The following is a 431-nucleotide window of genomic DNA, read 5'->3' as shown; positions in this document are numbered from 1 at the left end:
CTTCGGCCGCCGGATGCTGGACCTGCTGTGGGACGAGGGCCCTGGATCGGGCCCGGTGGCCGTCCACCGCGGGCGGATGCTGCTGTTCGCCGCCCCGGGCACCGCACACCGGCTTCCGTCGCTGCTGGAGTGGGAGGAGTGGGGGTCGCGGGGCCGGGAGGGCGGCACCGGCCGCACCGGCGGCGTTCCCCCGCTGCTGTGCCACGGCAACGGCGACGCGGTGACCGTCCCCGCCCCGGTCGGCGGCGCCGGACTCGGGCGGTCCGCGTCCCGCTGGCTGGTCGCCCCGGACACCCGCCACCCGTGGCTGCCGGGCCCGGAGATCCTGCTCTGGGCGGCCGTGCGGGCGGCCCGAGCGGCCGTACGGATTTCGATTTTTCCTCCCGCCGACCAGGGTGCTAATGTCTACGACGTCAGCAGGCGCCGCTAGC

Annotated in this window: 1 protein-coding gene; it reads left to right on the top strand. The window is 76.3% G+C overall.

Features of this window, described 5'->3' with window-relative positions; translation table 11 throughout:
- Positions 1-430 (top strand): hypothetical protein (locus tag BZY54_RS46060; protein WP_086731297.1); only part of this gene is annotated, 430 nt, incomplete at its 5' end.
- Position 431 lies beyond the last annotated feature (1 nt).

The sequence above is a fragment of the Streptomyces carpinensis genome (assembly GCF_002154505.1).
Taxonomy (GTDB): Bacteria; Actinomycetota; Actinomycetes; order Streptomycetales; family Streptomycetaceae; genus Streptomyces; species Streptomyces carpinensis.
The sequence above is the reverse complement of the archived record's forward strand: the minus strand, read 5'-3'. Positions and strand labels throughout refer to the sequence as shown.